The organism is Salmonirosea aquatica, assembly GCF_009296315.1.
Taxonomy (GTDB): domain Bacteria; phylum Bacteroidota; class Bacteroidia; order Cytophagales; family Spirosomataceae; genus Salmonirosea; species Salmonirosea aquatica.
In genome coordinates this window covers 205,611-219,290 of the sequence record NZ_WHLY01000004.1, presented here as the reverse complement: position 1 = coordinate 219,290, position 13,680 = coordinate 205,611, and the positions used below count along the sequence as shown (strand labels likewise).

At 48.2% G+C, this 13,680-nt stretch carries 9 protein-coding genes; all 9 read right to left on the bottom strand.

Features of this window, described 5'->3' with window-relative positions; genetic code table 11:
* Positions 1–79: 79 nt before the first annotated feature.
* A complete protein-coding gene (locus GBK04_RS29620) occupies positions 80–1,270 on the bottom strand; it encodes a TolB-like translocation protein (protein ID WP_152766804.1) in 1,191 nt (396 codons plus the stop codon).
* 411 nt (positions 1,271–1,681) lie between these two features.
* A complete protein-coding gene (locus GBK04_RS29615) occupies positions 1,682–2,425 on the bottom strand; it encodes an RraA family protein (protein ID WP_152766803.1) in 744 nt (247 codons plus the stop codon).
* A gap of 84 nt (positions 2,426–2,509) precedes the next feature.
* Positions 2,510–3,775: a spinster family MFS transporter gene (locus tag GBK04_RS29610; RefSeq protein WP_152766801.1), complete on the bottom strand. Its 1,266-nt coding sequence runs from the start codon at positions 3,773–3,775 to the stop codon at positions 2,510–2,512.
* Positions 3,776–3,837: 62 nt separating this feature from the next.
* Complete coding sequence (locus tag GBK04_RS29605) at positions 3,838–6,729, bottom strand: glycoside hydrolase family 2 protein (RefSeq protein ID WP_373331555.1); 2,892 nt, start codon at positions 6,727–6,729, stop codon at positions 3,838–3,840.
* 83 nt (positions 6,730–6,812) lie between these two features.
* A complete protein-coding gene (locus tag GBK04_RS29600) occupies positions 6,813–7,595 on the bottom strand; it encodes an SDR family NAD(P)-dependent oxidoreductase (protein ID WP_152766799.1) in 783 nt (260 codons plus the stop codon).
* The gene (locus tag GBK04_RS29595) at positions 7,595–9,007 is read right to left on the bottom strand and encodes a glycoside hydrolase 5 family protein (protein ID WP_152766797.1); all 1,413 of its coding nucleotides are present in this window, start codon (positions 9,005–9,007) and stop codon (positions 7,595–7,597) included. Before GBK04_RS29595 ends, GBK04_RS29600 begins: the two co-directional genes overlap by 1 nt.
* A 19-nt stretch (positions 9,008–9,026) precedes the next feature.
* A complete protein-coding gene (locus GBK04_RS29590; RefSeq protein ID WP_152766795.1) occupies positions 9,027–10,232 on the bottom strand; it encodes an enolase C-terminal domain-like protein in 1,206 nt (401 codons plus the stop codon).
* A gap of 78 nt (positions 10,233–10,310) precedes the next feature.
* Positions 10,311–11,687: an endo-1,4-beta-xylanase gene (locus GBK04_RS29585; RefSeq protein ID WP_152766794.1), complete on the bottom strand. Its 1,377-nt coding sequence runs from the start codon at positions 11,685–11,687 to the stop codon at positions 10,311–10,313.
* 72 nt (positions 11,688–11,759) lie between these two features.
* Positions 11,760–13,667, bottom strand: coding sequence for a hypothetical protein (locus GBK04_RS29580; protein WP_152766792.1), 1,908 nt, complete (start codon positions 13,665–13,667; stop codon positions 11,760–11,762).
* Positions 13,668–13,680 lie beyond the last annotated feature (13 nt).

The following is a 13,680-nucleotide window of genomic DNA, read 5'->3' as shown; positions in this document are numbered from 1 at the left end:
CGATTGATTCTTCTGCCTCTATTAGAATTCGTTAACTGTATCCACTTTAACGAGGACCTCGATTACACCAACCAATATGTTATTCAAATTCTGGAAGTTGAATGCTAACGGATTCGAATTTATCCTTTTCATCAATCGCCCTGATGAAATAGGCACGTTTGCCATCAAATGAAAAAGATGGGTTTACATGCGCTACCCATTCCCATGTTATTTTTGCATTCTTCCATTGCGCCAATAGTGCATAAGGTCGAGTTTCACCTCGTTTGTATAAATATACTCTGGTAAAACCATCCGCCTCAGGTCTATAAAAAGCACTTTCCCCAATGTACCATTTTTTGTCTGGTGACACTCCCACGTGGGTGGAGGTCCCTCCCAGCAATTCCTTTTTTTTGCCATTCAGATCATAACGGAATATCCTATTTTCTTGATCTTCAGTATCTACCCCAAACATACTGGTAGTGTCAAACCAGACCACGTGCATAGGTCGTACCTTGATCCACGTTGGGTTGCTCCCATCTGCCGAGACGATTCCATGGAGCTCATGCCAACTATCCTTCGAGTCACTCCGATAGCGGTAATCAAACATGATTTTATCATTCAAAACGTTTGGCTCGAGATGTAAGATTTTGGTTTCAAAATCCGAGACCTTTTCATTTTGCTTCATGAAAGCAGTGACAACTTCTGATTGCTGAATAATCTGAGTACTTTTTCCCGAAAGGCAATCAAAGACATAGATACCTTCCTCCTCCAAATCATACGGAGTACGTGATGGGTCGGGTATCAAAAGTCTGGCATTACATTTGGAATAAAAAAGGACATTTCCGAACGATTTATGGCCTAACTCTCCGGCAATTTTTCCGAATACGGATGTGCGGGAATTCACATCATATATTTCAAAATCCTTAAAGTAGCTCTCCTGAAATGCAATAAGAGAGTCATTGATCCAAAGTGCATTAGCCCCATTATGGTTGTTGCATGATATATCTTTAATCTTTATGACAACGTCAGTTTGTCTATTTTTTAGCATTACTTCTGCCCGTACGGGAGGGGCTAGATGCCCGCCTTGTGCAATAGCGGGGTACCTAATGAAACAAATGTATTTACCGTCAGGACTTTCTGGGCTAGTGTCATAAATGCTCAGGGCCGTGCTTTCTTTCCCGTTATAAACTGCTCTCACGAAACCAGTGTAATCCTTTTGAGCGATCGCCTCAAAACCGAAAATGAGCAGGACAAATAATAAAGCTTTTTTAAGTACTTCTGAGGATACCATTGGAAGAAGAAATTGTATATATGGTTGCAAATTAAGCTGGCTGACCACGTAGTACTTTTCGCTAAACGGCTGTTCGTGCACATGTACTTCAAAAACGCACTTTATAAATCTTCTCTGGCGCTGACCTCTGGCCGACAATAGATGCGAACAAGACCCGGAATGGAATATTTGTGGCCAATATGAGTCAGCCCAAACGGTCTGCCGTCCTGTCAATCAGATGTTTTTTCCGGTTCAACCGGTTGGACCGAGCTATTGTATTTTTTGGTGATATAAATCGCAATTGCCCTGCCTGACGAAGCACCCTATAAACAGAAATACAGCTCAATAAGGTAATGCATCAGGCAGGGTATACCCTTAGTCAGGCTGAAATAAAGTGCCGGTAATTAACCGGATATCGTGGGAGTAAGGCAATCAGAAGTACCCGCCTTTTTCGGTGATTTCTTTAATAGATTGCCCGTCTTGAACCCATCCGAAAATAATCTTTTCGTTAGCGATAATTTCTTCGGCTCGCATCAATACATCATATGCGATTTCACGCGGAACTACCAGCACACCGTCAATATCGCCCAACACAACGTCGCCAGGCTTAATGGTTACGTCGCCCACCTGAATCGTGACCTGAAAATGGGTAATCAGGCAGCGACCCAAACTTCCGTTCGAAATACGATACTTGTAAAACAACGGAAAATCAGCCTCCAGAATCTGGTGGGTATCGCGGATGCCCCCGTCAATGCATGCTGCTTTCACTTTCTTGCCTTTGGCGGTGGCCGTCATTACGCCACCCCAGAGCGTAGCTTTACTGTCATTGGTAGTGTCCCAAACTACAAACGCATCTTCGTGCATTTCTTCGAGCATCTGGGTGCGAAATTCCATTTCGCCCCGAATCAGGGCATTCGACGCACTTTTAACGGTAAAGGCAAAACCAGCCACGGTCCTGTACTCGCGCAACGGCAGAATATGACCAGGCAATGCCTGATTCAGCAGACAAAATTCACGCAGTACATCATTGACGGCTCCGGTGTAGAGCTGTTCAAAACGCTGTAGTAATTCTTTGCCGGGGATGGGGAACGTGGTGCCGGAAATGCCTTCACGCTCTTCGATCAAATTCTCCAGATTCATCAATCCGACCTCTTTCTTATACTGATCCACACTCATGTTATTCTTTTTTTAAATAGTTTATAATCAATTAAATAAATCAATACCTATTATATCCGTTGTTTACATGTAGCAGTTTTGCTTTCATGCGGTACCGGTCTCCTTATCCCGGTCGAAGAAAAACCATGCTCCGGCTCCAATGCATGCCGCACCGAGTACATACATCACCGACAAACTGGCCAGGCCAGCCGAAAGCCCCAATGTGGGTTTGAGCACGCCAAGTATGTAGGGGGATGTCGCTCCAATAAGAAAAGCGCAGGCCAACACCAGGCCATAGGCCGACGCGCGAATTTTGGGGGAGACTACCTCGTAGAGCGAGGCGACAATATTGGAATCGTACCAGCCCCGGAAAACGCCAAAAAGGAACAGGGCAAAATATGTCACGGCCTGCGTAGCGCTCACGCTCATCAAATAAATAAAGGGAGCGCCGATCAGCAGCCCGAGGCTCTGGACAACCAATCGGCTTTTGGGGTTCCGGGTAGCGTAGCGATCCGACAACCTGGCGCCCCACAGGACTCCGAGGAAAGCGCCGACATGGTGATAGAAAAGCGATGAAAATCCCGCTTCGGTCAAAGTCAGCCCGAATTTATCCACTAGAAACGTAGGCATCCAGGTGAGGAACCCCACGTTGACAAATACCATGCATCCGAAACCCAGCGTGAGCATTACTACCGTGGGCTTACGGAGGATGATTTTCGTGGTGGCCCACAGTTCCGCGCCGCTGGGCGATTCTTTGGCCGTCAGAAGGAGTGGATTGTCCTTCGGAATGCGCAGGAAGACGACTATTGACAACACCACGCCCAGGCTTCCGAAGAGAAAGAAAGCGTTTTGCCAGCCGTAGTTCTCACCGATGTAGCCCGCGATCAGGCCGCTCATGATGATTCCAAAATACACGGCAGTTTGATGAATGGAAAGCGCAAAGGCCCGGTTTTTGGGGTAATTTTCGCCAATCAAAGCATTGGCAGAAGGCGCGTAGAAAGCCTCCCCGCCTCCTGTGGCCACGCCTCGCAACAAAATGAATTGTACCAGTGTACTGCACAGACCCGTGAATAAAGTGGCAACAGACCAGAATAAGAGACAGTAAGCGACAATATTGCGGCGCGAGAATCGGTCACCTATGAAACCTGCAATAGGTACCAACAGTCCGTAGGTCCAGATTAAAGCCGAGGCAATCAGGCCCAGCTGGGCATCGGTAAAGCCCAGGTCATCGCGGATGAGGGGCAGCACGACGCTGAAAATCTGCCGGTCGGCCTGGTTGAGAAAAAAAGCCAACCAGAGCAGGGCCAACAACTCCCATTTATAGCGGGTTACGGGCTGATTTATAGTAGCAGGTTTCGGGGTTTCAATCATACCTTGGTTATATTAAGGGAATATATCGGCTCCCTGATCGGTGCGGAGTGCCGAAGTTTCAATTACAATTTAGTTTCAATATTGGGGGCGTTCCATGCCCAGACTTTAACCCTGGCGTTACCCTTGTTTTCGGGTTCACGCCAAAGTACATCCAACATAATATCGCAGCTCTCGCCTGCTGCCAGCCAGGTGTAGCTGTCATTAGCAGTAAAAGCCCGTTTCGTACCAGTAATGTCGATTTGAGTCATAAAAGCGGGTACTTTTCCCGTATTCACAACACGAACCGAGATCTGGCTTCGGTCATTGGAAATAAGCTGGTTGTCAATAACTTTCAGGCTCAATGCTGTCGCAGTTTTGGCCACGGTAGGTTGTAAGAAGGGCCCTTTTTCCAGCGTAACCCAGTCGATGGGTTCGTCCAGGTATTTTTTGTAAAAAACCGGGTCGGCCATCATAGACAGAACGCGCGGATAGTAAAAGGAACGTGAAACCAGTCTGCCCGCTGTATCACGGTACTCAGCCACGAGGAAGACGAAACGGTTCTCGTAATCAACGGGAATCTGGAAGTCGCCCCCAGTGAGAAGGGGTGTCACAGTAGCTCGGCTGGTAGCATTCTGGCTCACTGTAATCTGCTTTTCGTAAACTTTCCTGAACCCGTCATCATACACCGAAACGGTCGCCTTACCGTTCAGATTAGTCGGCAGGGCGTGCGTAATTTTAAGGTTCAAGGGAATTTTCTCTCCCTTTTTCCAGAGCAGGCGCGGTAGGTCAATTGCTACGTGGGTGGGTTCGTAGGTCCGTTTTAAAAAGTAATAAGGCGCAGCCGCCTGCCCGAACCAGTCCATCAGCTGAATGGCAATAACGGGCCAGTGTCGCTTGAATACCCAGGGCATCAGACCCGCCGTTACAGGGTAGTTACCCTGCATTTTTTCGGAAAATATCTGATAAAATTCCCCGGCTCCCACCTGGGTGGCTTCAGTGATGGCATCGATGTCAGGATTTGTTACATCGATAATATGCGACGCACGGCTCAGCATCCGGGGTACGCGGGCCGGGCCGTATTCGGTAAAATGGTGGATAAATTCCGGGTGGGTTCGGGAAAAATCCTGTTCCCACATCTTTCCCAGATCAAAAAATTCTTTGTTATCAACGGTCTCGCGAAACACGCTTGCTTCGGGCATAGAGTGCATACCCGTTTCCGAGACCCATGCCTCGTACTTGTAGCTGCGGTTATACCAGGTTGGGTCCATATCGGGGTAGGCGTGCATGGAACCGTCGTCGGGGGTAGTTCGAACGTAAAAGCGCGATTTGTCGAAAATGTCGAGGTTTCGTTCGAGGATGCCCAAAGTGGCTGCATTGCCCGTTGAATAGGGGTTGAATTCGTTACCCCCGCACCATACTGCCAGAGAAGGGTGATTGCGGAGGCGGACGATGTTCTGCACCACTTCAGCTTCCCAGATATCCTGTGGGTAGTCAGGCGTATCCTGATTACCAACCGGGAAATCCTGCCAGACCATGATGCCCAGTTCATTGCAGAGATCGTAAAAATGATCAGTTTCTAGCAATCCCCCTCCCCATATGCGAATGAGTTGTACACCCATTTTCTTAGCGGCCTCCAGCGTCCAGCGGTAGCGTTCGCGAGGTAGATCAAGCAAGATATCCTGCGGCATGAAGTTCATCCCTTTAACGAAAATCTTCTGTCCGTTGACCACAAATTGCCAATCCTCCCAGCGGTCGAAGGTTCGGGGCCCCGCCGTGGGTACCCGCTCAATGGTACGGATACCGTAGTCGAAAGCCATCTGGTCAATAGATTGCCCATCTTTTTTCAACGTCAGTTTGATTTCGTACCGATTTGCTTCGCCCAGACCATTTGGGTTCCAAAGTTTAGGATTGGGTACCGTAAGATCTTGTTCGAGCCAGTTTTGCCCCTCAAATAAATTAAGGGGATATTCTTTCATCAGTACAGGTGCCAGACTTGCGGTTATCGCAGACCCGGATTTAGGCCTTATCTCAACCAGTACAGTAAGCTTTTCCTCTACAGGCTTATACACGGTTCCCTTGGCACTGGGGTGGTTGATTTGCGTATTTTTCCAGGAGTGGAGGCTCTTTTGCAGGGAATGCGTTTTAGCGAATACCTCACAAGACAAATGAAGTTTTGCTTCATTGCCGGCAACGGTTTGGGTTGTCAGATAGGGGCGTTCCAGATGAAATTCCGGAACAACTTCCAGCCGCACACCCTGCCACATCCCCACGCTGAAAAAAGGCTCGCCTCCACTCCCTCCCGAAATAACCCAGGGCTTGACGATAGGCCCACTGGCCCGAGGATTGTACCCTCTGCGTTTGGAATAGTCCCGCTCGCCCGAAGCCGTGCGGGGCAGATCTTCCAGGGAGGTGGCTTTGTTACCCCAGTTGGCGGCTTTCACTTCAACAACTAATTTATTTTTAGCTTTGAGAAACCGACTAATTTCAACGATTGGTCCGCCAAACATACCCTCGTGGGCACCTATGAGTGAGTCATTTACCCAGACCTTTGAAAAATAGTCCACGCCATCGAAACAGAGAAAAACCAGATCGGAAGATTTCCTGGCCGGCATCGGGAAGTCTTTCTGATAATACCATACCTTTTCGTCCGTGAACGTGTATTGCAGCGAATTAAGATGATAATAAGGATGTGGTAGCTTCCCTGCCTTGAAATACGACCATTGCACAGAGTTGGGAATGCTGGTTAAGAATACATCCTCGATTTTGGCAATATCACTTGTTGTCTGAACCGGTTGGTTGGTATGCCCCAGCGTCCACCCGCTGCCCGACAGGTCGATATGCTGCATTCCGGTCCGGGGTGTAATGCGGTAGGGTTGCCAGAGTTTTGTAATGATCGAGTCAGTCTGGGCAAAGGTTATATTCGCTAATAAGAGAAGCGCGGCTATACCTGGTGTATTTCTTATGCTTTTTGTCAAGGCTAACAAGTGATTTAAGCTGGGTTTGTGACTAATGCTATTTGATTAGGATTATTGAACATGTACTGATGAAGTGATCACGGTTAAGAGTCCCCGTAGGGTTTCAATTTCCCATATCCACGCATCAGCAGTAATCCACCGTCTATGGTAATGGTCGAACCGGTCATATAGCTTCCTGATGCGATCATATCGACGAGTACATTGGCGATTTCTTCCGGCATACCCAGGCGACCAGCGGGAATACCATTGTTCACTTCCTGAAGCAGCACCGGGTTTTCCCAGACCCCTCGGTTGATGTCGGTCCGAACAGCCCCCACCGCCAATGTATTGACCCGAATGTTGTGTGGTCCTAACTCCATGGCGACCCCTTTCATGAGCGTTTCCAGCGCACCTTTTGTGGCTCCGTAAAGCGACAGCCCAAGTCCCGGCCGGATACCGTTTACCGACGTAACGGTCCAGATACTGCCAGCTACCTTATGTTTTACCATGTTACGGGCGATGGACTGAGTCAGGAAGGTAGTGCCTCGGAAGTTGACGCCGGCAAACTGTTCAAAATCAGTCTCTGTTACGTTCAGAAAGTGTTTTTTAAACGATATGCCCGCGTTGTTTACCAAGACGTCAAGCCCACCCGCTACATCCCAGGCCTGCTCACCAAGCCGAATGGCTTGTGCTGTTTCAGAGAGATCAGCCTGTAATAGATGAGCCAGCACACCTTTTTGGCGAATCGCTTCGGCAACCGCCTCAGCTTCGTCGCGTTTCTCATGAAAATGCACCACTACCTCATAACCATCCTCAGCCAGACGCAAGGCGATGGCTTTCCCGATACCGCTAGAGGCTCCTGTAACCAATGCTTTTTTTGCCACCATTAGTAGTCCATTTTTACGATGATTGATCGGGTGAAGGCAGGTAGCGAAATGGCCTCGTTCGAAGCGCCTTTCGTCCAGACTCCTCTCCACGGATCATAAAAAGAAAGCTGCTTGGGCTGGGGAAGGCCCGGTTTTATAATTCGCCCCGAAATGACAGCAGGTGGCCGGTTTTCCACCAGTTCGCTCTTCCAGTCAGATGCTCCATCCCTTATCCATAGCAGCACCGTTTTTTCACCTCGTAAACCATAGATTTTTAAATTGTTTTCTTCTGATTTACGAAGTGGAATGGCATTCTGAGCTACTGGGTCAAAACCTTTGATGGCTTCATTAAATCGGGCAAAATGCCCCCAGAGATTATTTTTCTCGATGTAGAAATCCCAGTGCCAGCTTTGGCCCGGCCCGGCAGCACCCGAAAAGAAGGGGGCAAACAACAGGTCATGTAGTAAAATGCCCTCGGTATCATTCGGGTAAAGCTTAAACGGACCCGCGTGATGAGGTTCTACGGCGCCAACTTCCGATAACAGAACAGGTTTTGCCGGAGCAAAGGCCAATAGGGTATTGACTGCATCGCTGGTTAACTCATCCATCGGCGCCTGGCAGATGGGCAGTGTTGCGCCTTGATCCAGATAGCGGTGTGCCTGAGCGATTTCGTTACCACGCAATGCCGAGTAGCTCCGGTATAAATCGAGCTGTTTGGGCGAATCGAAGCTCCCTAGCGTTTGCATCACGAATTGGTTGGGGAACTGTTGCTTCACTTTATCGAGCATCCCGGTGGTCCAGTCCAACAACAAGGTTTTATCATTGACACTTACCGAATTCTGTTCATTCCATAATTCCCAACCAAAGATGGTAGGATTATCGCGGTACTTTTCAGCGAAAAAAGCCACGCGATTCAGGTAAAGTTGTCTGCCTTTTTCGGTACGGTAAAATTCATCCATTGAAGAAAGCACACGGGCATACACTGGCTTGTCAAAAGGGACTGACGACGGAAAAGGAGCTGGCGCACCGGTGATTTTTCGAAAATGTTCCAGACAAAATTTGATACGTATGCCATGTTTTTCCGCCAGTTTTACCAGTCCATCAACCAACGCTTCGGTTTTTTGATCGAACCTGCCGGGTTGCTGTTTTTCGATTTCGAGAATCGGGGTACTTAACCAGATACGCGTAAAATTCCCACCATTCTCTGCAAGCCGGCCGAAATAATGGTCGTAATAGCTCAGCAGACTGTCAGCATCAGTGACCGATCGGGCGAAGCAAATATTGGGCCCTACCGGAATAAAAGTTTTGCCGGAAAGCTCCAGGTACCTTGGGTTGGTCTTACTTACCCGTACAAATCCGTCTGTCTGGGCCGCACAGCCCATACTGTCGAATATTAACAGTACCCATACGCAGCGAATCAGAAAATACAGCATAATAGGAAGCTAATTTTTTTTACATCCCCCCTACCGTCGGATACCAGTCTGGCCGGTAGGGGTCCTGGTGAAAACGGGCGTAGTAATCCCCTTTTTCTTCGTAGTATTTTTCGTAGTGCTTCATCTTGTCTTCATCCAGCGAGACCCCTAAACCAGGTCCCAAGGGGACTTTGATACAGCCGTTTTCGTACTTCATCAGACCACCTTGTATGATGTCGTCGGTCAGGTAATGGTAGTGCGCATCGCCCGCAAAATTCATTTGTGGAATTGTTGACGCGGTATGAATCATAGCAGCTAATTCAATACCAAATTCGGCTCCGGAATGCATGGCTACCCCCAGATTGAAGGTATTGCAAACGGCTGCCAGGTCTTTCACCCCACGCGGCCCTTCCCAGTAGTGAAGGTCGGTCAGCACAATATCCACCGATCCCATCCGAATGGCTGGAGCCAGGTCGTCAAATCTGGCGGGGTACATATTCGTGGCAACCGGAATCCGTATCTGTTTACGGACGGCGGCGTTTCCTTCCAGCCCCCAAGAGGGGTCTTCAAAATATTCGAGATTGAGGTGTTCCAGCCGATGGCCCATTTGCACGGCAGTCTGTACCGACCAAAGCCCGTTCGGGTCGATACGCAGGCCAAAATCTTCGCCCAGTTTCTCGCGGCAAAGTTCCAAAACGCGCACTTCTTCTCTCGGTGCCTTCACACCAGCTTTTAGTTTCATGGACTTTACCCCCAGCGTTTCGTGCAGTTCTACGCAGAAATCAGCCAAATCTTCCGCTGTTTCATCGTGCCGGGATGTCGTACCACCTCCACCGGGGCGGTCATAGCGCCAGAACAAATAGGCAATAAACGGCACTTCGTCACGCACGCGCCCGCCCAGTAAGTCACTCATGGGGCGGTTTAACACTTTGCCCTGAATATCAAGGCAAGCCATTTCTATGGCTGCATAAAGTCGGGCATTCGACATGTAGTAAATACTCCGCAGCACCTTCAATTTGATTTTCTCGAGATGAAAGGGATCTTCACCTACAATGCGTGGCTTCAATTTCTGCAAAGCGCCCCGTTGGTCACCCCCGCCAACTTCGCCCAGGCCAACAATTCCTTCGTCGGTGATGACTTCAAGGATAGTACGCAGGAAGTAGCCGGGGTGGACACCGGTATTATGGCGAAGTTGGGCATTGAGTGGAATGGCCACGCAGCGGGTGCGGATGTCAATAATTTTCATAATTAAACCTCTGATGAATACGAATTTATTAATTTTCCGAAGGCCTGAACCATTCGGACAGTCGGCGTTTAAACTTTTTTAATCCAGAACCACTACCAATTCGCGCGTACCGCTTTTGGGGAAATGAACCTCCTTTTCGTACTTTTTTCCGTTTCGCTGGGTGACGAGTTTATACGTGCCGTAAAAACCACGATAGCTCACCGCATTATTTTTGGGAGAAACCGTTACGTTTGTTCGCCATTCCTTATTAATTAGCCTGTCGAGTACATCGAATGCCGGCTTTTTGCTAAAATCGCGGTTTAATAACCCGCCTTTCCATTTGTCTTCGCCGGGTACCACAGTTCCGTCTGGCCTGATACGGGCGGGGGCGGCTGTCCCGTCCACAAGATTCCACCAGATAATGCCTTCTACCTTTGGGTGGCTAAACCAGAGTTTATAATAATTCTCAGTCATTACAGCCTGGTAATCTGGCCCCTTGTCTGACAGAGCCGCAACGGTAATTTCGGTAATGTGAATAGGCAGATCAAAATCGGCATACAAATCCAGCGTATTAAATAAGGTGGTCGGGGTCATCGCTTTTCCTTCAATAATCCGGTCATATTCTGCTTCATTGAAGTTATGAAATTGCATTCCGATGGCATTGATTTTAGAATCTCGCAGCAGCAGATTTTCAGTCAACAGATAATCGGCACTATATTCCCGCTTATTGCTGCGTCCCCAGATCCCGGTGGTAAAATTGAGTGTGAACACATTGCTATTTGGAAAGAGCCGTTCACTCTCCTTGAATGTTTTGAAGGCAAAATCCTTAGGCATTAGCACATCGGAGTGTCGGTCGGTCACTTCATTGACCACATCCCAGATCTGAATGTCATGACCATATCGCTGAGCGATCTGCTCGATACGTTTGCTGATTTTCTGCTCCATTATTTTTTCATCCTTTGGAAGCCAGGTAGGAAGGGACCAGCGCGGATTGTCCCATACCAACGTATGGCCTTTGGGAGTGAGGTTGTATTTACGAGCAAACTCCATCACGACGTCAGGAGCGGGCCGGCGGTAGCTGTAGGGGCTGTCTTTCCCAAAACGTAGTTGTCCTGGTTCCGGCTCCAGTTCGGGCCAGTAAAAGGGTATGGTGACGAAATTGAACAGCTTTGCAAAATGCTCTTCATACAGCGCGTCCTCTTTCGGGTTTTTAAACCCTTTGACCATGAATCCATTTGCCCCAAAATAAAAATCGTGGCGGGTTTGGGTAAGCGTAACATCCCCGGGTGAAACCGGATTGTCCTCCTTATCGGTAAATCGAACCGTAAAGTCACCCATTCGATTCTGGCGGATACCATCATCAATACGTTGTTGTACAGTGGGGTCGTTCCACTGATTTTTATAATCGTCGGAAAGCTGGGCTGATACTTGCAGGGTAGATAACGCCAGTAACGTGGCAGTGATAACTTTTTTCATTGTGAAATGTCAGTCGGTCAGAAATCGACAGGTTAGAAGGTCTAAGGAAAATTCTGATTTTTTCGGTTTAGCTTATTTGCTTGTATTAAATGATCCATTGAACCCTATATGAACCCGCGCGATCCAGGGATAGGTGTTCTCGGCCTGAGCATTACCCGTCACGATCTTAACCGCAACAGTTCCATGCGGCAGCACCGGGACCATGTAAGTATATTTATCGATTGGGTTGTCCTTATTCCCGGAAATCTGGCTTGGATAGGCCATGCGGTGGCTTTTGACCAATACTCCTTCAGGCAGCACTTTCCAAGTGGATCCATCCGTTGAGTACATTAGACCAACACTATCTACTTTATCGCTAAAAGCGAAAACTTCAACCCATTTTACAGCGTCTGCCCTATACACCAGTTCTCCTGAACCACTTCCGGCAACTCTTTCTGCCTGGAAAAAATCTTCTTCCGTTTGTCTAAGCCTAGGCCATGTTTCGGCGCTGATCCGAAGGTTTTCGGAATGGGAGTAGCTCAATGAGTAGTCTTTCAGGTTATCCATCACCATCCTGGTTATTGGTGTTACAGGACCAAGTACATTGGACGCAGGAGAAACACCCGATTCATTTTTCCCTTTTATCCTGTAATAATAAGATTTGCCCTGAACCGCGCTGGTATCCGTAAACAGCGGATAAAAGTACAGGTGATAGCTAATGTCCAAATCCCCGCTGATGTTCTGCCAGGGACCTTTTAAGGAAGCGGACCTTTCTACGTAATAGTATCTGGCTCCGGGAGAACACCGCCATTTTAACGCCACTGCGTCACTTCGTACGCTCGGGTACAGATAGGGCACATCGGTCGGGGCAGGCAATGGCGGGACATGCTCCCCTCTGATTTTATAGCCATATGATCTGATAAGCATCAGGTTTTCTCTTTCCCTGAAATAATCTCCGCTGTCGAATCCGGGCCAGCGGCTGCCTCCCCAGGAATAGGCATGAAAAAGGGCATGACTACCTATGCCTCCGTTATACTGCGGTTTCATCAGGCTCCAAAGCAACGCCCCGCTCGTACCCGTGTTGCAGACCTGCTGAAGTACCTCTTCAAATCCGTCCAATCGTTGGAACTCGTCGATTATCATGGGCCGTTTCCCTTTGCATTCATTCCATAGTTCGGTCACGGTATTTCGGTAGTTGGGGTACTGTCGGGTTTTTACAATATCTATTTTATCGCTACGGACTAGCACATCGTTCACAATTTCCTGCATCTGCTGCACGCCGTTTGCCCGGCGGGGATCGGCTATCAGATGTTTTGGGTCGATGCCTTTTAGGAAGTCGGCCATTTCAGCGATCCAAGCTCCTTTTGAGTTGGGAACTTCATTGCCGAATTCCCAGGCAAGGATTGCCTTATCGTTTTTATAGCTTACTCCCGTAAAGTGATTTTTTCGATTTGTAAATACCCGTAACAAATCCTTAAAACCGTCTTTAACGGCTGGTGAAGCATAGTAGTCCCCACCTCCGTAGAGTTTGCTAAAAGAGGCAGTGGACCCCCAATATTTATTTTCTTTTACCAGGCAGAGGATTACCCTGATCTGGTACTTGTTACATAATTCCAGCATCTTATCGATGCGCCTGAATGCAGTTTCATTGTATGAGTCAGGGCCAGTAACCAAAGCTTCAAATTCGCCCGAGCCATCAGCAACCGTAATTCCCCACGTTCTGATTACGGTGACGCCCATTTGAGTCATATCCTTAAAATGGGCTTCCATTTCGTAGGAAAGTTCAATAGGGTCATACACGTAGCCACTCGCGGGATTCGTGTTTTTATAACCATCGTAATGACCGTTAATATTGGGCGTGTTTACCGAAATAAATCTGAATACTTTTTCTCCATCCTTCAGCTGATCGCCGTCCCTTGTGATGAAATGAGTAAAAGCATCTGCTTTTGCCCAGAAGGCAAAAAAGAAACAGATTATTAAATATGTGAATGTTGTTCTCATTCTTAAAAAAAGC

Excerpts from the sequence above, each read along its gene's own strand:
- GBK04_RS29600 (WP_152766799.1), bottom strand. The coding sequence starts at position 7,595 with ATGGTGGCAAAAAAAGCATTGGTTACAGGAGCCTCTAGCGGTATCGGG.
- GBK04_RS29610 (WP_152766801.1), bottom strand. The coding sequence starts at position 3,775 with ATGATTGAAACCCCGAAACCTGCTACTATAAATCAGCCCGTAACCCGC.
- GBK04_RS29585 (WP_152766794.1), bottom strand. The coding sequence starts at position 11,687 with ATGAAAAAAGTTATCACTGCCACGTTACTGGCGTTATCTACCCTGCAA.
- GBK04_RS29595 (WP_152766797.1), bottom strand. The coding sequence starts at position 9,007 with ATGCTGTATTTTCTGATTCGCTGCGTATGGGTACTGTTAATATTCGAC.
- GBK04_RS29615 (WP_152766803.1), bottom strand. The coding sequence starts at position 2,425 with ATGAGTGTGGATCAGTATAAGAAAGAGGTCGGATTGATGAATCTGGAG.
- GBK04_RS29620 (WP_152766804.1), bottom strand. The coding sequence starts at position 1,270 with ATGGTATCCTCAGAAGTACTTAAAAAAGCTTTATTATTTGTCCTGCTC.
- GBK04_RS29580 (WP_152766792.1), bottom strand. The coding sequence starts at position 13,667 with ATGAGAACAACATTCACATATTTAATAATCTGTTTCTTTTTTGCCTTC.
- GBK04_RS29590 (WP_152766795.1), bottom strand. The coding sequence starts at position 10,232 with ATGAAAATTATTGACATCCGCACCCGCTGCGTGGCCATTCCACTCAAT.